General features: G+C 66.6%; 17 protein-coding genes. 11 read left to right on the top strand and 6 right to left on the bottom strand.

Annotated features, from left to right (window positions below; genetic code table 11):
- The first annotated feature begins 429 nt into the window (after positions 1-429).
- Genes RT323_RS08985 through RT323_RS08975 form a run of 3 tightly spaced genes read left to right on the top strand, consistent with a single transcriptional unit; the run spans position 430 to position 2,168 of the window.
- The gene (locus RT323_RS08985) at positions 430-1,068 is read left to right on the top strand and encodes an FCD domain-containing protein (RefSeq protein WP_313407272.1); all 639 of its coding nucleotides are present in this window, start codon (positions 430-432) and stop codon (positions 1,066-1,068) included.
- Between the two features lie 48 nt (positions 1,069-1,116).
- Positions 1,117-1,956, top strand: coding sequence for an aldo/keto reductase (locus tag RT323_RS08980; protein ID WP_313407270.1), 840 nt, complete (start codon positions 1,117-1,119; stop codon positions 1,954-1,956).
- Between the two features lie 20 nt (positions 1,957-1,976).
- Positions 1,977-2,168, top strand: coding sequence for a hypothetical protein (locus RT323_RS08975; protein ID WP_313407267.1), 192 nt, complete (start codon positions 1,977-1,979; stop codon positions 2,166-2,168).
- A gap of 3 nt (positions 2,169-2,171) precedes the next feature.
- On the opposite strand, the gene panB is transcribed toward RT323_RS08975, so the two are convergent.
- Both panB and RT323_RS08965 read right to left on the bottom strand, forming a co-directional pair.
- The gene (panB, locus tag RT323_RS08970) at positions 2,172-3,053 is read right to left on the bottom strand and encodes a 3-methyl-2-oxobutanoate hydroxymethyltransferase (RefSeq protein ID WP_313407264.1); all 882 of its coding nucleotides are present in this window, start codon (positions 3,051-3,053) and stop codon (positions 2,172-2,174) included.
- Between the two features lie 72 nt (positions 3,054-3,125).
- Positions 3,126-4,877 carry an NAD+ synthase gene (locus RT323_RS08965; protein WP_313407262.1) on the bottom strand — a complete coding sequence of 584 codons (1,752 nt, stop codon included), beginning with the start codon at positions 4,875-4,877 and terminating at the stop codon, positions 3,126-3,128.
- A 158-nt stretch (positions 4,878-5,035) separates the two neighbouring features.
- On the opposite strand from RT323_RS08965, the gene RT323_RS08960 reads away from it, so the two are divergent.
- Both RT323_RS08960 and RT323_RS08955 read left to right on the top strand, forming a co-directional pair.
- On the top strand, positions 5,036-5,794 hold the full coding sequence (locus RT323_RS08960; RefSeq protein WP_313407259.1) for a site-specific integrase: 759 nt from the start codon (positions 5,036-5,038) through the stop codon (positions 5,792-5,794).
- Positions 5,795-6,072: 278 nt separating this feature from the next.
- The gene (locus RT323_RS08955) at positions 6,073-6,507 is read left to right on the top strand and encodes a helix-turn-helix domain-containing protein (protein WP_313407256.1); all 435 of its coding nucleotides are present in this window, start codon (positions 6,073-6,075) and stop codon (positions 6,505-6,507) included.
- Positions 6,508-7,186: 679 nt separating this feature from the next.
- Here RT323_RS08955 and RT323_RS08950 read toward each other — a convergent pair.
- On the bottom strand, positions 7,187-7,864 hold the full coding sequence (locus tag RT323_RS08950; protein WP_313407253.1) for a recombinase family protein: 678 nt from the start codon (positions 7,862-7,864) through the stop codon (positions 7,187-7,189).
- Positions 7,865-7,988: 124 nt separating this feature from the next.
- On the opposite strand from RT323_RS08950, the gene RT323_RS08945 reads away from it, so the two are divergent.
- Both RT323_RS08945 and RT323_RS08940 read left to right on the top strand, forming a co-directional pair.
- A complete protein-coding gene (locus tag RT323_RS08945; protein ID WP_313407250.1) occupies positions 7,989-9,116 on the top strand; it encodes an XRE family transcriptional regulator in 1,128 nt (375 codons plus the stop codon).
- On the top strand, positions 9,113-9,574 hold the full coding sequence (locus tag RT323_RS08940; protein ID WP_313407247.1) for a DUF4411 family protein: 462 nt from the start codon (positions 9,113-9,115) through the stop codon (positions 9,572-9,574). The genes RT323_RS08945 and RT323_RS08940 overlap by 4 nt, the downstream gene beginning before the upstream one ends.
- Positions 9,575-9,706: 132 nt before the next feature.
- Here RT323_RS08940 and RT323_RS08935 read toward each other — a convergent pair whose 3' ends face one another.
- Positions 9,707-10,171, bottom strand: coding sequence for a hypothetical protein (locus RT323_RS08935; RefSeq protein WP_313407245.1), 465 nt, complete (start codon positions 10,169-10,171; stop codon positions 9,707-9,709).
- Positions 10,172-10,310: 139 nt separating this feature from the next.
- Between RT323_RS08935 and RT323_RS08930 the strand changes: the two genes are divergently transcribed.
- Genes RT323_RS08930 through RT323_RS08920 form a run of 3 tightly spaced genes read left to right on the top strand, consistent with a single transcriptional unit; the run spans position 10,311 to position 15,475 of the window.
- The gene (locus tag RT323_RS08930) at positions 10,311-11,648 is read left to right on the top strand and encodes a glutamine synthetase family protein (protein ID WP_313407243.1); all 1,338 of its coding nucleotides are present in this window, start codon (positions 10,311-10,313) and stop codon (positions 11,646-11,648) included.
- Between the two features lie 9 nt (positions 11,649-11,657).
- Positions 11,658-14,549 (top strand): bifunctional [glutamine synthetase] adenylyltransferase/[glutamine synthetase]-adenylyl-L-tyrosine phosphorylase, encoded by a 2,892-nt coding sequence (locus RT323_RS08925; RefSeq protein WP_313407241.1) that lies wholly within the window; start codon positions 11,658-11,660, stop codon positions 14,547-14,549.
- A gap of 32 nt (positions 14,550-14,581) precedes the next feature.
- Positions 14,582-15,475 carry a DUF3152 domain-containing protein gene (locus RT323_RS08920; RefSeq protein WP_313407239.1) on the top strand — a complete coding sequence of 298 codons (894 nt, stop codon included), beginning with the start codon at positions 14,582-14,584 and terminating at the stop codon, positions 15,473-15,475.
- Positions 15,476-15,508: 33 nt separating this feature from the next.
- Here RT323_RS08920 and RT323_RS08915 read toward each other — a convergent pair whose 3' ends face one another.
- Both RT323_RS08915 and RT323_RS08910 read right to left on the bottom strand, forming a co-directional pair.
- Positions 15,509-16,060: a hypothetical protein gene (locus RT323_RS08915; RefSeq protein WP_313407237.1), complete on the bottom strand. Its 552-nt coding sequence runs from the start codon at positions 16,058-16,060 to the stop codon at positions 15,509-15,511.
- A gap of 92 nt (positions 16,061-16,152) precedes the next feature.
- Complete coding sequence (locus RT323_RS08910; protein WP_313407232.1) at positions 16,153-16,656, bottom strand: hypothetical protein; 504 nt, start codon at positions 16,654-16,656, stop codon at positions 16,153-16,155.
- Here RT323_RS08910 and RT323_RS08905 point away from each other — a divergent pair.
- On the top strand, positions 16,634-16,833 hold a 200-nt coding region (locus tag RT323_RS08905; RefSeq protein ID WP_313407229.1), incomplete at its 3' end, for a glycine zipper domain-containing protein. The genes RT323_RS08910 and RT323_RS08905 overlap by 23 nt on opposite strands.

Below are 16,833 nucleotides of genomic sequence, written 5' to 3'. Positions count from 1 at the left end.
CCGAGGTGGTCGAGCCACACCTCGCCGTCGAGGACGATCACGACGGGAAGCTCGGCGCCGGTGCCGACGCGATGGACCCAGACGTCACGCCCCGCGACCTCGTGCCGCGCGGGCCGGGGCGGACACGGGGACCGATCGCGTCCTCGAGCACCGCCCGCAGCGCGCCGTGCCCGTCAGCCGACTCCCACGGTGCCGGTCCGGGTTCGCGAACAGCAGGACGCGTTGAGCCTCGAGTGCGGCGTGGACGAACGTCACGACGCATCCGTCGCCGTCCGACTCGACGACGGGTCCCGCGCCGGCGCGCAAGCGACCTGGGACGCGCAGGTGCCCCGGCACGGGAACGCGTGGCAGGGGCGTGGGACGGGGGACCTTGGGCGGTTGGTTCATCTCGCCACCATTCTGGGCTGGCGGACCTACACTTTCACCACCATGACGACACCGCCGACGCGGCGGTCCACGGCCCGGGGGACGGACCGATCACGCGAGACCTTGCGCATCCTGACGGAGAACATCACGTCGGGACGCTGGCCATTGGACACGAGGATCCCCACCGAGGCCGAGCTGATGAAGCAGCTGAAGGTGGGCCGCAGCACCCTGCGTGAGGCGGTCAGCTCCCTGACCGCCCTGGGCATGCTTGAGCCGGCACGCAGTCGCGGCACGTTCGTGCGCTCGGTGAACCCGGTCGGCGTCGTGCTGTCGGACTTCCTCGGTCATCACGACAGCTCCGAGGTCCTGCACGTGCGCAGGCTCATCGAGGTGGAGGCCACGCGGCTGGCCGCCCTGAACCGCACGGACGACCACCTGGCGCGGCTGGCGTCGCTCGACCGGAGCGACTTCCACGACGTCGTCCTCGAGGCGGCCGGCAACGCGTTCATGGCCCAGCTGTACTCCGGCCTGATGCAAGGCGTGCGGACGTCCGTGAGCCGCGGCGAGATCCATCCCGTGGTGACGGACGAGGAGCGCCAGGCCGACCACGCCCGCATCCTCGAGGCGATCAGGGACCGCGACCCGGTCCGGGCGCAGCGGGCCGCGGCCGAGCACGTCGACCACGAGCTCGCGGACGCCTGAGCACGCTCACCGTGCCGGGTTGGGGCGACGGTCGTAGCGTGGTTCGACATGACGGTTCCCACGATCACACTCAACAACGGCGTCCAGATCCCGCAGTTCGGCTACGGCACGTGGCAGGTCCCGGCGGAGACGGCGCAGGACCGCGTCACCGAGGCCCTCGAGATCGGCTACCGGCACATCGACACGGCGCAGATGTACGGCAACGAGGCCGGTGTCGGTGCGGCGATCGCCGACTCGGGCCTGGCGCGTGACGAGGTCTTCGTCACCACCAAGCTGAACAACAACCGGCACGACCCCGACGTCGTGGCCGGCGCCCTGGACGAGTCGCTCGAGAAGCTGCGGCTCGACCGGGTCGACCTGTTCCTCATCCACTGGCCGCTGCCGACGATCGACATCGACTTCGTCGACACGTGGAAGGCGATGGAGGAGGTCTACGCGGCCGGCAAGGCGCGGGCGATCGGCGTCTCGAACTTCCAGCCCCACCACCTGCGCCGGGTCGTGCAGGAGGGCACGGTCGTCCCGGCCGTGAACCAGGTCGAGATCCATCCGTACTTCGGCCAGGACGAGCTGCGCGCGGTCAACGCCGAGCACGGCGTCGCGACCGAGGCCTGGTCGCCGCTCGCGCAGGGCCAGGTCTTCGACGACCCCGCCCTGCAGGCGATCGCGACGAGCACCGGCCGCAGCGTCTCGCGGGTCGTGCTGCGCTGGCACCTCCAGCGCGGCGACATCGTCTTCCCGAAGGCGTCTTCCGTCGAGCGGCTCCAGCAGAACTTCGAGCTGTTCGACTTCGAGCTCTCGGCGGCGGACATGGGGGCGATCTCGGCGCTCGACGCGGACCGCAGGATCGGCCCGGATCCCGACGCCATGGACTGGGTGCCGCGCGACTGAGGTGCCCCTAGGCTGACGGCATGAGCTACTTCTTCTGCCTCAAGCACCATGCCGTCGAGGGTGAGGACGGCTGCCGCGCGAAGGACCGCCTCGGTCCGTACGACACCGAGGCCGAGGCGGCCCGAGCGCTCGACAAGGTCGAGGAGCGCAACGAGGCGTGGGACAACGATCCGAACTGGAACGACGACGCCAAGCCCGTCGACGAGGAGTGACCCTCAGCTGTCGAACGTGTGCTCCGGGCCCGGGAACGTCCCGCCCGCGACGTCGTCGATGAACTCGCGCGTCGCCTCCAGCATGATCGAGTGCAGGTCGGCGTAGCGCTTGACGAAGCGCGGCGCCCGGCCCGTGCGCAGGCCCATCATGTCCTGCCAGACCAGCACCTGGGCGTCGCAGTCCGGACCGGCGCCGATGCCGATCGTCGGGATGTGCAGCGTCTCGGTGATCTGCTTCGCGATCGGCGCGGGAACCATCTCCATCACGACGGAGAACGCACCGGCCTCCTGGACGGCGAGCGCGTCGTCCAGCAGCCTCTGCGCGGCGTCGCCGCGGCCCTGGACCCGGTAGCCGCCGAGGTTGTGCTCGGACTGGGGCGTGAAGCCGATGTGCGCCATGACCGGGATGCCGCCGTCGGTCATCAGCTTGATCTGGGGAGCCATCTCGGCGCCGCCCTCGAGCTTGACCGCGTGGGCCAGCCCCTCCTTCATGAACCGCACGGCGGTGTCGTAGCCCTGCTCGGGGGAGCGCTGGTACGAGCCGAACGGCAGGTCCGCCACCACCAGCGCGCGCTTGGCCGTGCGCGTCACCGCCTTCACGAGCGGCAGCATCTCGTCGACCGTGATCGGCAGTGACGACTCGTAGCCGTAGACGTTGTTCGCGGCGGAGTCGCCGATGAACAGGACCGGGACGCCGGCCTCCTCGAAGACCTGGGCGCTGTACTGGTCGTACGTCGTCAGCATGACCCAGGGATGGCCCTGCTGCTTCCACTGCTGCAGGTGGTGCGTGCGCACCCGGCGGATGGCGGGATCGGTGGTCGGACCCGAGCCGTACGGCGACGGCTCCTCGGGCAGGACGGACTCGTGCGGGGTGGGATCAGCCACGGTGCTCTCCTTGGTGAAAATCTCGCGGCCTCGGCGAGGTCCACGGACCCGGCCATGCTAGCGCCGGCGCGCTCAGAGGTGCTCGCGCCACCGGTTCGTGATGGGGACCCGACGGTCGCGCCCGAAGTTGCGGGGACTGACCTTCGGTCCCGGCGGGTACTGACGGCGCTTGTACTCGGCCCGGTCGACCAGCGTGACGACCTTCTCCACGAGCGACTTGTCGAAGCCGAGCTCGACGACGTCGGCGGACCCGAGGTCCTGCTCGACGTACGCGTCGAGGATGCCGTCGAGGACGGGGTACGGGGGCAGGCTGTCGCTGTCGCGCTGGCCGGGTCGCAGCTCGGCCGAGGGCTCCTTGGAGATCGTGTTCGGCGGGATCGGGGGAGTCTCGCCCTGGGACTCCGCCCAGGCGTTGCGCCACTTGGCCAGCTCCCACACGATCGTCTTGGGCACGTCCTTGATGGGGGCGTAGCCGCCGACCGCGTCGCCGTAGATCGTCGAGTAGCCGGTCGCCAGCTCGGACTTGTTGCCGCAGGCCAGGACGAGATGGTTCTCGGCGTTGGACAGGCCCATCCAGATCACGGCACGGACGCGCGCCTGCAGGTTCTCCTCGGCGACCCCCTCGAGGTGCAGCGCGTCCTGGTAGGCGTCGAAGATCGGCGAGATCGCGATCGTGCGCAGGTCCAGACCGGTGTGCTCGGCCTGGTCGGCCGCGTCCGACTTCGAGTGCTCGCTCGACCACTCGCTGGGGTTCGAGACGCCGAAGACCCGGTCGGGTCCCAGCGCATCGACCGCGAGGGCGGCCACGAGGGTCGAGTCGATGCCGCCGGACATGCCCAGCAGCACGGAGGGGAAGCCGTTCTTCTCGACGTAGTCGCGCAGGCCGAGGACGATTGCCTGCCAGCGCTCGCCCAGGTCGTCCCAGCGCTCGGCGACGCTGCCCTCGAGGGGCTCGTAGGCAGGCAGCGGGTCGCTGCTGATCACGGTGCGCTCGACCAGCAGGCCCTCGTACCGCGTTCCGGGCGCGGGCATCTCGGCGGTGGCCGCCTGCAGGTCGAGGTCCGCGACGAGGAGCTCGCTCTCGAACTGTCGTGCGCGGGCGACGACCTCGCCGCGGGCGTCCACGATGAGCGAGTCGCCGTCGAAGACCAGCTCGTCCTGGCCGCCGACGAGGTTGGCGTAGGCGACGGCGCACTCGCCCTCGACGGCGCGGCGGGCGCACAACTCGAGGCGGCTGTCGTCCTTGGCCGCCTCGTACGGCGAGCCGTTCAGCACGACCAGCAGGCCGGCCTCGGCGTCCTTCGCGGCGCGGGACGGGCCCTCCTGCCAGATGTCCTCGCAGATCGCGATCGCGATGTCGACGCCGTGCACCTGGACGATCTGGGTGCGGTCGCCGGCGACGAAGTGGCGGAACTCGTCGAAGACGCCGTAGTTCGGCAGGTGGTGCTTGTCGTACCGGGTCACGACCTCGCCGCCGGTGATCACCGAGGCCGCGTTGACGGGTGCGTTCTTCGGGACGCCGAGGCGGTCTGGCACGTCCTCGGCGCGGTCGAGGTGGCCCACGATGACGACGAGGTCGGCGAGGCCCTCCTGCTCGAGTCGCTCGGCGAGCGTGCGGACGGCCTGCTGCGACCGCTCGATGAACGAGCGACGGTAGGCCATGTCCTCGATGGGATAGCCGTTGAGCACCATCTCGGGGGTCACCAGCACGTGGGCGCCGGCCTCGTGGGCCGCACGCGCCTGCGCCATGACGAGTTCGAGATTGCCGTCGACGTCCCCGACGACAGCGTTGATCTGGGCGAGTGCGAGTCGGAGTTGGGGCACGGTCCCCAGCGTAGGACTTCTGCGCCGCGGCGCCGCCTCAGCCGGTCGCGGCCGCCCCTACACTGACCGCATGGGTAAGCAGGAGGACTTCGTCCTACGCGCGGTTTTGTTGTAGCCCTCTCGCCATGGGGAATCTCTGACCACACGGAGGATTCACCATGAAAACCGTAGAAGAACGTCTCTACGAAGTCTCCCTAGAGCGTGACCTGCGACCTAGCACTGTCCTTGAATACAAGCGCTCCATCGACCGTCTGGGGCTCTTGGGCGTGACCCTTGATTCGGTGACTGCCATAAGCGTCTCTGAGGCTCTGTTCAAAATCGCCAACCCAAACACCCGGCGTAATTCTGCAATCGCCGTACGCGCCGTCACAGGGCTTCCCATCCGCATCCCTAGAGCTGTCTCAAGGCGCTACGTGCTTCCTGATGAGGACACACTGCGTCTTGCGCTGATGACCTCTCCGCATGAGGTCAGAGGGCTCCTGATGATGTACGGAGGTCTTCGTCTTGGTGAGGCATGTGCCATTACCGGCGCTGACTTGAACGGAGACCGCCTACGTGTCGACAAGCAGGTTCAGGCGCTCAGGGACAGAGGCAAGCCCACCATCGTCCGCATCGCACCTGTGAAGACCTATGAGGACGACATTGTGATTCCGAGATGGCTCGCAGAACGCCTCAAGGACGTATCCGAGACTGCGAAGCCCGACGGTGTCAGGGAGTCCGTCAGGCGCGCCGGTAGGCGTCTTGGCATCGCCCTCAACCCGCACCAGTTGCGGCACTGGTATGCAACGACCGCACTAGAGAGGGGAGTGCCCATGATGGTGGTCTCAAAGCAATTACGGCATTCCGACGTCGCTACGACCCTCAAGGTCTACACGCAGCATGATACCGGCGCCCATATTCATGGCGCTTTTGGATAGTGAGGGGGAGGCTGACGCTCTGTCGGTTGGGCATTCTGGGCCCGTCAGAAGCAAACCTGACCTATTCTTGCACCTTCGTCCGGGCAGGAAAGCATGGTATACTTAGGAGTGACGCAGGCGATGAACCGTTACTGAACTGTAGGCACCACTAAGCTTCTGAATATCCCTAATAGCATATTCGTTTTCTAGTTCGGCCCCCAGAGAGTAACGGCTCTGGGGGCCTCACTTATTCAGAAAGGAACATATGTCGTCCTGACTTATGTACAAGGTAAGAGAACATGTTTGAAGAGAGAGTTTTGAGACATACGGAGGGATATCGCAAGAGAGAGTCTGCAATGGCGCACGAGCACATGCCGCCGGTAGGTCAGGCGTATGGCTGGTACCGGGACGTCGTTTTTCAGGTGCCCATGTACGGCAAGAAGGTTGCACATCAAATCGCTAGATTGTGCGGCGAAGACTCGCAGGTAACTACGTCGTACCGGTCGCTGGCTGACGCAGTCGGCGAATCCGACAAGACAGGACCCATCTCCTACGTGCAGCGCGGTATACGCATGTTGGTGGATGCAGGCTGGCTCCGAGTAGAGACCATTGGGCAGAAGCGCGGAGCTTCAACGACCTTCTACCTAGTCGCCGGTGCAGACACGGCCTATAAGAAGGAGTGGGATGACGGCCTATATGGAGATGATGATTGGCTCAATCATCATGTTGCGTGAATCACATACTGACTAGGGAACGTCTTAGGGGTTGAACCCCTAAGAACCCCACAACCTCCCTACGGTCGGTTATCGCAATTCAAGGGGAGGGCTAGCAAGGAGGACTCAGAGGCAAGTCCTCTTCTTGGATTCAGCGGTTGAGCGAAGCGATACCGCCCGGCGCGAAGCGACGGTACCCCATTCTCGGGGCCGTTGTGGTGTGGTCGAATAAATCTGCGCAGGTTCCCGGATAAGATGCACAGGCTTGTGGTGTGGTCCGAAATCGGGTCATGATGCAAGGGCTGACAGCTCGTAATGTCGGTCCAAGATATTTGGCATCATAATCGCTCTGGCGGTATAATTGAGGTATCAGCACCCCTCTATGCGGTGTGGTCGGTAGAGTTAACAGGCTCGATTTTTGAGACTTTTCGTCGCCGTGCTCTACCGGCCACCCGCAAATCCCAAGGGGAGTGCGAGGGGATGGCTATGACATTTGGAATTCAAGTAGGAAGTGTGCGTAGGACGCGCTCGTACACCGGAGAGAACACCAACGGCTTCAGGGTGGCTGCAAGCAAGGCAGCTTCCGACGCGGACGAGAGCAGCGAGCCTGACGCACCGACGTTCAATCTGGGTGGCATGAGCAGGCCGACGGGCAGCATGTCGCGACTGCGCTTCTGACTCGAACCTTGGTGACCCGCGCCTATGTCGTTGCCAGCGCGTCCAGGTCGCTAGACACAAGGACAGCTTTCACGGTGGATGGGTACCAGCGAGTTCCACCGCGGGCGGTCGGCACGCCGTCAGCGTTCAAGGCGTCGGCAATGGATTGCAACGTTGCGCCTTCCGCGCGGGCCGACACGATGCGTTCCGTGACCTCCGGCGAGAGTGTCCGCGGCCGTCCGAGTCGCTTTCCGCTGGCTTTGAGTTGTTGAAGGGCTGCGCTGGTACGAGTGCCGATGAGTTGGCGCTCGTACTCGGCAAAAGCAGCCATGACATTCGCCATCAGCGCACCCGACGGAATCGTCGTATCGATGGCAAGGTCCAGGACGACTAGCTCCCAACCTTCTCGCCTTGCCCGGTCCATCAAGGTCGCGAAGTCGAGCAGGGACCGCGAAAGCCGGTCCAACTTCGATACGACGAGGATGGACGCGTCGCCTCGACGCAGGGCTTCGAGTGCCGACGCAATGCCGGGCCGAGACAGGTTCTTGGCGGAGTAACCCTCATCAGAGACGAACTGGATGTCTCGCCACTCCCGGCGCTGAGCCTCCGTCGCGATAATCGCTCGCTGGTCGGCGAGGCCAAGTCCGCTGACGGCTTGCTCCTCGGTCGAGACGCGGAGGTAGCCAATGACCTGGTTCTCGCAACGCTTCACCGTGCTCACTTTACATCAAATGACCGTTTAGTGTATTCTCTCACCAGTTCAGACGTACTGTCTCCGCCTGGAACTAAGTTGTGTAAGAGTCGGCTCGACACAAGGTCGTCGGATATCCACCGGGGGAGTTCTCATGGCGAAGGCCCCAATCATCGGGGACACGCTCCGCTGGGCGCGCGAAGTCGCCCATGTCGACCGTGGTGACCTAGCGAAGGCTGCCGGGACGACACCCGCCCGAATCGAGGAGTTCGAAGCGGGAGTGACGCAGCCCACCTTTCGCCAACTCGGGCTTCTAGCAACCAAGGTTGACCGCCCGCTCGGCTTCTTCTTCGCTCCGGCCCCGGCGTTGCCAGACGTTCCTGAAGCCGCGGACTTCCGAGGTAGAGGGGATGAGGATATTCCCGCGGCGTTGGCAAAGGAGATGAAGCGGGCCGTGCAGCATCGCGACGCGATGCTTGACCTCGCAGGCCCTCCTGGCTCCACGCTCGACCTCGTGCCGATGACCTGGCGGACGGCCGAAGAGGCTGCTTCCGACGTCCGCACTCAGTTTGGGCTGACGGAACGCTTTGCACCCCCGGAATCCCAGATGAACCAGGTGTTCAATTTCTGGCGGGGTTTGGTCGAAAGTCGCGGTTTCTTGGTGTTTCAGACCACGCGCATTGACCTCTCCGTCTTCCGTGGACTGTCCATCTACTACGACGTTCTGCCCGTGATTGTGCTGAACGGAGCGGACTCCGCCAACGGACGAGTGTTCACGTTGTTCCACGAGCTAGCTCACTTGGCGAACCGCACCAGCGGCTTGTGCGTGCTTGACAGAGACGTGAACGAGGAGGCGATTGCGAATCGCTTCGCTGCCGCATTCCTCATGCCGGAACTGCTCGTTCGAGCGTGCCTTGATGCGAACACGGAACCGATGGAGATGGCGCGGGCCGTTGCCGCGGCACTCAAGGTGAGCACCTTGGCTGCCGGGGTGCGCCTGCGAGGCCTCGGTCAAATCGATGAGGAAGCTCTAGAGGACATATGGGACGAGAGCAACGAAATCTGGGAGCAGACCCGTAGGGCGCAGAAGGAGTCTGATGGCTTCGTTCCCCCGTGGCGGCTCAGATATCGAGACCTAGGTCCGACGTACATCGGCACCGTAGCTCAAGCGTTGGAGGACGCCCGCATCGATGCTGTCGACGCGACGTATCTGCTGAATGCTCGCCTCCCCATGGTGGACCAGCTCATCCAGGAGTACTACCGCACCGGAGGTGACGCGTGAGGTCAACCCTGGACACCAACATCCTCATCAACCTGGGTCGCATCTATCCGCGGGATATTTTTGGCTCGCTGTGGGACTCGATTGAGTCAGCCATCACCAACGGCGAAGTCTGCATCTGTGCTGCTGTTCTCCGTGAGTTGAACAGAGGAGGTGACGTGCTGCATTCCTGGGCGAAGAGCTTCCCCGGATTCACCTGCCAGCCGACGGCAGATGAACTGATGACGGTCGCTGAAATCGGACTTGCGCATCCTGATTGGGTTCAAGGGCAGCTCAACGAGGCTGACCCCTTCGTAGTTGCGCATGCGAAGTGGAACCACGCTCCGATAGTCACCGAGGAGAACCGTAAGGGGCCGGGGACGATAGACGAGAACCTCAAAATTCCTAACGTTGCCGACGAGCACGGCGTCAAGTGTCAGAAGTTCTTCGAGTTCGTCCGGTCCCAAGGCTGGAGCTTCTAGAACCTTCGGCACGTGCGCACTATCTGGCAAAGGGCGACAAGTGCCCCTACATGGATTCGACCGGCTGAGGAATTTTTTGACATCTCGGCCTGGACGGATTGGCCCTGCCCAAGCCGGGTCCGGCTTAGTGGTCTAGACCTTCTTCAAGAGTGCTGAGGTCGTTTCTAGGGCTTTCACGAGCACCTCAATGCAGTCGCCATGGACCTTTGGGTCAGGCAGTCCATCGTCAGGGTCCATGCCGATTTCAGCCCAGTGAACGAACGTGAAGATGGCGTCCCGAAACACAGCGTGCTTGTCGTCCGAACAGCCCGCGACGTGCACGCGCGCAAGTCCCGTGAAGAGTCTTGGAACTAGGGGGGTGTAAGCGTCATGGTCCAAGACTTGACGGCTGAAGGCCATGTGGGTGTCAACGACCCCGAGAGCTTCCACGAGACATTGACTGAAGTCTTCGTAGGCCTTTCGGCGGTGTTCACGTAGCGCACGACCACGCTCAGCCTTCGGAGCAACGAAGAAGACCAGACCGCCACCAGCGAGGAAGGTGAGGACGTAAGTGCCGCTGGCAACGAGGTGAGGCCAAGCGTCCTGCAGCAACTCCACGAGAACCCCAGTCTCGTTGCGACACGGCGCGCAACGCATACGAGCGATTTGCCCCTGAACCATAGGGCAAATCTGGTAGTCTCACAGCGATTCCCCACGGGACACACAGCAAAATCCACCCCGCCCCTACACTGACCGCATGGGTAAGCAGGAGGACTTCGTCCTACGCGCGATCGAGGAGCGGGACGTCCGCTTCGTCCGTCTCTGGTTCACCGACGTGCTGGGCTCGCTGAAGTCCGTCGCGATCGCGCCGACCGAGCTCGAGGGTGCGTTCGAGGAGGGCATCGGCTTCGACGGCTCCGCCATCGAGGGCTTCGCCCGCGTGCACGAGGCCGACATGCTGGCCAAGCCCGACCCGTCGACGTTCCAGATCCTGCCCTGGCGCGGCGAGACGCCCGCCACGGCGCGCATGTTCTGCGACATCGCGATGCCCGACGGCAGCCCGTCGTACGCCGACCCGCGGTACGTGCTCAAGCGCGCGCTCAACAAGGCGGCCGACGCCGGCTTCACGTTCTACACGCACCCCGAGATCGAGTTCTTCGTCTTCAAGAACAAGCCCGAGCCCGGCACCCGCCCCGTCGCCGTCGACGACAGCGGCTACTTCGACCACACGGCCCAGGGCGCCAGCCAGGACTTCCGCCGCGAGGTCATCACGATGCTCGAGGCGATGGGCATCTCGGTCGAGTTCAGTCACCACGAGGGCGGTCCGGGCCAGCAGGAGATCGACCTGCGGTACGCCGACGCGCTGTCGATGGCCGACAACATCATGACGTTCCGCACGATCGTCCGCGAGGTCGCGCTGAGCCAGGGCAAGTGGGCCTCGTTCATGCCCAAGCCGTTCACCGACCACCCCGGATCGGGCATGCACACGCACGTGTCCTTGTTCGAGGGTGACGAGAACGCGTTCTACGAGGCCGGCGCCGAGTACCAGCTCAGCAAGACCGGCCGGGCGTTCATCGCCGGCGTCCTCGAGCACACTCCCGAGATCACCGCGGTCACGAACCAGTGGGTCAACTCCTACAAGCGCCTCGCGTGGGGCGGCGAGGCACCGAACTACGTGTGCTGGGGCCACAACAACCGCTCCGCGCTGGTGCGGGTGCCGATGTACAAGCCACACAAGTCCGGCTCCGCCCGGGTCGAGCTGCGCGCCCTGGACTCCGCGTGCAACCCGTACCTCGCGTACGCGCTGATCCTCGCGGCGGGCCTGAAGGGCATCGAGAACGAGTACCAGCTGCCGCCCGAGGCCGAGGACGACGTGTGGTCGCTCAGCGAGAACGAGCGCCGCGCGATGGGCATCGCGCCGCTGCCGCGCAACCTCGACGAGGCGATCCGCACGATGGAGAACAGCGAGCTGGTCGCCGAGACCCTCGGCGAGCACGTCTTCGACTTCTTCCTGCGCAACAAGCGCGCGGAGTGGCAGGACTACCGCTCGCAGGTCACGCAGTTCGAGATCGACCGCCTGATGCCGGTCCTGTAGGCGTTCGACGTGACCCGATCCCGGTTCGCCGATCCCGAGAGCGCCTCCGCGAACCTCGCCCGGCTGGGTGAGGTGTCCGACGCGCTGCGCGACCAGATCGCGGCCGTCGCCGACCCCGACACGGCGCTCGTCTCCCTCGTGGCCATCCACGAGACCGACCGGGGCCCCGAGATCCTCGCCGCGCTGCAGGACGATCCCGTCCTGTGCGAGCGGGCGCTCATCGTCATGGGCACCAGCCGCGCGATCGGCGAGTTCTGGCACCGGCACCCGCAGTACGTGCTCGACCTCACGGACGAGGCACTGCTGCAGCAGCCGGCCACCGAGGACGACTACCGCGCCTGGATGGCCGACGCACGCGACCCCGACGACCTGCGGGTCCGCTACCACCGCGAGCTGGCGCACATCGCCGCACGCGACCTGAACGCGTACACGACGTTCGAGCAGTCGTCGTGCGAGCTGTCTGACCTGGCCGTCGCCACGTTGGACGCGGCGGCGCGGATCGCCGCGGACGAGGAGGACGACGCCGACCTCGTGCGGCTGGCCGTCATCGCCATGGGCAAGACGGGCGGGCACGAGCTCAACTACGTCAGCGACGTGGACGTCATCTTCGTGCACGAGGCGGTCGAGGGCGCCGACGAGCAGCGCGCCTCCAGCGCCGCGACGCGCATGGCCTCGGCCATCATCCGCATCTGCGGCGTCCACACCGCCGAGGGCACGATCTGGGAGGTCGACCCCAACCTGCGGCCCGAGGGCAAGAACGGCCCGCTGAGCCGCACCCTGGCCAGCCACGTCGCCTACTACGACCGCTGGGCGGTCACGTGGGAGTTCCAGGCGCTGCTCAAGGCGCGGTACGCCGCGGGCGACCGGGAGCTCGCCGGTGAGTACCTCGCCGCGCTGCGGCCGCTCGTGTGGAAGGCGGCCGAGCGTGACGACTTCGTCACCGACGTGCGGCGCATGCGCCGGCGGGTCATCGAGAACATCCCCGCCGCGCACCGAGATCGCGAGCTCAAGCTCGGCAGCGGCGGGCTGCGTGACGTCGAGTTCGCCGTCCAGCTGCTGCAGCTGGTCCACGGCCGCGTCGACGAGCACATCCGCAGCCCCAACACCCTCGCGGCACTGCGCGAGCTGGCCGAGCGCGGCTACGTCGGCCGCCGCGACGGCTCGGCACTGGAGGAGGCGTACGAGTTCCTGCGGGCGCTCGAGCACCGGATCCAGCTGTTCAAGCTCCAGCGCACCCACCTCGTGCCGGAGGACGTCGAGGACCTGCGCCGCATCGGCCGCAGCCTGGGCTTTCGCACCAACCCTGCGGACAATCTCGTCAAGGAGTGGCAGGCGCACCGCCGCATCGTCAGCCGCCTGCACGAGAAGATCTTCTACCGCCCGCTGCTCGAGGCGGTCGCGGCGCTGCCCGAGGACCGCCTGCGACTGAGCACCGAGGCGGCGCAGGACCGGCTCAAGGCGCTGGGCTACAGCGATCCGAAGGGCGCGATGGCGCACATCGGGGCCCTCACGTCCGGTGTGCGCCGACGCGCCGCGATCCATCGCTCGCTGCTGCCGGCGATGCTCGACTGGTTCGCCGAGTCGCCCAATCCCGACGGCGCGCTGCTGGCCTTCCGCCAGATCTCCGAGGAGCTCGGCGACTCGCCGTGGTACCTGCGCAAGCTGCGCGACGAGGGGACGGGCGCGCAGCAGTTCGCCCACATGCTCTCGTCGAGCACGTACGTCACCGATCTGCTGCGCCGCGCGCCCGACGCGGTGGCGCTGCTGGGCGACGACGAGGCGCTCGTGCCCCGTGACCTCGACCGGCTCGACACGGAAATGCGCCTGGCCGCCTCCCGTCACGACGTCCCGGACGGTGCGGTGCGAGCCGTGCGGCGCATCCGGCGGCGCGAGCTCTCGCGCGTGGCGATGGCCGACGTGCTGGGCCGCCTCGACATCGTCGAGGTGGGGGAGGCGCTCAGCGCGATCAACACCGCCACGATCGCCGCGACGCTCGCCACGGCCGAGGCCGCGTGGACGCTCGAGTTCGACCGGCCGTTGCCGACCCGCAACGCCATCGTCCTGATGGGGCGCCTCGGTGGCCACGAGGCCGGGTACGGCTCCGATGCCGATGTGATGTTCGTGCACGACCCCGTCGAGGGCGCCGACCTGGACGAGGCGAAGTCGTCCGCCCTGTGGATCGCGCAGCTGGTCCGCCAGAAGCTGGGCGCCAGCGGAGCCGATCCCGCGCTCGAGATCGACGCCGGACTGCGTCCCGAGGGCAAGAACGGGCCGCTCGTGAGGACCTTCGAGGCATATGCCGCGTACTACGCGAAGTGGGCCGACACGTGGGAGGCGCAGGCGCTGTTGCGTGCCGACGCATCGGTCGGCGACCCCGACCTGTGTGCGCGCTTCACCGCGCTGATCGACCCGCTCCGCTACCCCGAGGGCGGACTCGACGAGAAGCAGGTCCGCGAGATCCGGCGGATCAAGGCGCGGGTGGACTCCGAGCGGCTGCCGCGTGGCGCCAACCCGAACACGCACCTGAAGCTCGGCCGCGGTGGGCTGGCGGACGTCGAGTGGACGATCCAGCTGTTGCAGATGCAGCACGCCCACGATGTCCCTGCGCTGCGCACGACGCGCACCATCGACGCCCTGAAGGCGGCCGGTGACGCGGACATCCTGTGCGCCGAGGACGTCGAGGCGCTCGTCGAGGCATGGCGGCTGGTCGCCCGCATCCGCAACGGGGTCGTCCTGTGGCGCGCAAAGGCGGCCGAGTCGATGGTCGAGACCGCCGCCGACCGCGCCGGCCTCGCCCACCTGCTCGGCATCGGCCAGGACCACACCGAGGAGATGATCAACGACTACCTGCGCGTCACGCGTCGCGCGCGCCAGGTCGTCGAGCGGGTCTTCTACGAATAGGTCCCGGCGGCATGGCTGGTTAGCCTGAGGTCATGTTCTCCCGCATCCTCGCCGTCGTGATGATCGCCGGCCTGCTGGCGGTGGCGCCCGCCACGGCGCAGGCCGAGCCCACCCCGACGCAGCCCACCGTGGCGCCGCCCACCGCGGCTCCGTTGAAGCCGATCACGATGCGCGAGCGGCCGAAGGTGCGGGGCACCGCGCGCTACGACAGGACGCTCAAGCGCACCCTCGGTCGCTACTCGGTCGCCGGCGCCCGCTACCGCACCCAGTGGCTGCGCGACGCCAAGCCGATCCGCGGTGCGACGAAGGCGAAGTACACGCTGCGGGTGCGCGACGTCGGGCACCACATCCGCGTGCGGGTGACGGTCAGCAAGCCCGGGCACCGCACGATCGCCCGTCGGTCGAAGTACCGCAAGGTCAAGCACGTCCGCGACACGCGCCACACCGTGAAGTACACGGTCGAGACGCGCGGTTCCATCTCGGCGAAGGTGTCGACCTTCCGTCGCCAGGTCCAGCAGACCCTCGACGACCCGCGCGGGTGGCGCTCCGCCGGCATCAGGTTCACGCGGGTCAAGTCTGGCGGTTCGATGACGATCGTGCTGTCGCAGGCCTCGCGGGTGCCCGACTTCTCCAGCGGCTGCTCGTCGCAGTGGAGCTGTCGCGTGGGCCGCCACGTCATCATCAACCAGGACCGTTGGAAGCACGCCACCCCCGCGTGGAACGCGGGCAAGGGCACCACGGTGCGCGGGTACCGCCACATGGTGGTCAACCACGAGGTGGGGCACTGGCTCGAGTGGGGTCACGCCTCGTGCGGCGGCAACGGCCAGAAGGCGCCCATCATGATGCAGCAGTCCAAGGGGCGCGCCGGCTGCACGTTCAACGCGTGGCCGAAGCCCTCGGAGCGCAACGTGCCCCGGTACCGCTGAGGCACCGGGGCACGCTGAGGGCGTCGGACTTCCTCAGCTCATGATCATCTTGCACTGGTCGTTGTTCTCGAAGGCCGTCTTGAGGGTCTCGTCGCTCGCGCTGAGCTCGGCGAGCGGCCCCTGGTAGCTGGCCGAGCTCGCCAGGGTCTCGCTGACCTGCAGGAGGCTGGCCTCCATCTGCGACGCGTCCTTCGGGCTGGCCTGCTTCAGGCGGTCGATGACGCCGTCGAGCGTCGAGGCGCCGGCCTTGAGCGACTTGCGGGCGCTCTTGTAGGCAGCAGGGTCGACCTCCGGTGGTGCGCCGACGTCCTTCAACACGCCGGCCTGGCTCTGGAGCCGCTCCTGCAGGGTCTCCAGGAACGTCACGATCGCCTCCTTCGACTCGGCGACGTCTGCGCCCTCGGTAGCCGGCGGGTCGATGACGGCAGTCGTGGGCGCGAGGCCCTCGCACAGCGACTTCGCCCAGGTGTCCTGGGGCGTCGCCTTCGTCTCCGCCTCGGGGTCCTCGTCGGTGCTGCCGGTGCAGCCGCTCAACGCGAGTCCCAGGGCCGCGACGGCCAGCGTCGCCCGGGTCGTCCTGTTCATGGTGTGCCTTCCGTGTGTCGGAACGAGGGAAGGGCCCCGCCGCGGCAGCGGCGGGACCCTCCCCGATGTTCAGTTGTCGTTGACGCCGTGGCTCACGGAGCGAGCGTGGCGGTCAGCTTGTTGCCCGAACCCGAGGCGAACACCGACAGGAGGTTGTTCAGCAGGCCACAACCCTCCAGCTTCGCGATCGAGTAGGTGCTCGACACCGTTCCGCCCTGGAGCGGATTGAAGACGCCCTGCGACGTCAGGCGGATGTCGGACGGCTTGGACGTCTGGCACTTCGAGCCGCCGCCCAGCTTCAGGCCGAACGACTTGATCGACGTGATCTGGATGTTGACCTTGGAGTCCGCGGTCAGCACGCCGGTGCTGGTGCTGATCGCACCGGTCGTCTTGCCCAGCGACTGGAACTTCAGGTCAGCGTCGACGGGCAGGAAGCCCAGCGCCTTCAGCTTCGCCTTGGTGGGATCGAGCGCCAGGTCGGCGTCGAACGTGCTCTTGTTCAGGTTGAACTTGGCGTTGATCTTGCCGTTCAACGGCGCCGTGCCGTTGCCCGCCTTGATCGTGGTGCTGCCCTTGAGCTTGAAGGCGACGTCCACGATGGTGTCGGCCGGCGGCGTCGTCGGAGCCGTCGTCGGCTGCGTCGTGGGCTGCGTGGTCGGCTGCGTCGTGGGCTGCGTGGTCGGCTCCGTCGTGGGCTCCGTGGTCGGCTCCGTCGTGGGCTCCGTGGTCGGCTCCGTGGTCGGCTCCGTCGTGGGCTCCGTGGTCGGCTCCGT

It is taken from the genome of Aeromicrobium sp. (assembly GCF_032084975.1).
Lineage (GTDB): Bacteria > Actinomycetota > Actinomycetes > Propionibacteriales > Nocardioidaceae > Aeromicrobium.
The sequence above is the reverse complement of the archived record's forward strand: the minus strand, read 5'-3'. Positions and strand labels throughout refer to the sequence as shown.